The organism is Pseudomonas juntendi (assembly GCF_009932375.1).
Lineage (GTDB): Bacteria > Pseudomonadota > Gammaproteobacteria > Pseudomonadales > Pseudomonadaceae > Aquipseudomonas > Aquipseudomonas juntendi.
Map to the genome: position 1 here is coordinate 1 of NZ_BLJG01000414.1, position 274 is coordinate 274.

Genomic DNA, 274 nt, shown 5'->3' on the forward strand with positions numbered 1-274 from the left:
AAAAATGTCAGACGATGCGAACTTTCAGGGACCGGCCCTTGATCTTGCCGCTGTTCAAGCGCTGCATGGCCTGCTTGGCGAGCGCCCGCTCCACTGCCACAAACGCCTGGAAGTCAAAGATCGCGATCTTGCCCACCTGCTTGCCCGGGATCCCGGCATCACCGGTCAACGCCCCGAGAATGTCGCCAGGGCGCAGCTTGTCCTTGCGCCCGGCGGCGATGCACAGGGTGCTCATCACCGGCAGCAGCGGCTCGCCGCCCTTGTTCTTCAGGCT

General features: G+C 63.5%; 1 protein-coding gene. It reads right to left on the bottom strand.

Annotation, left to right across the window (positions count from 1 at the left end):
- Window positions 1-7: 7 nt before the first annotated feature.
- The coding region (locus GYA94_RS26420) for a DbpA RNA binding domain-containing protein (protein WP_174824215.1) at window positions 8-274 on the bottom strand (267 nt) is incomplete at its 5' end.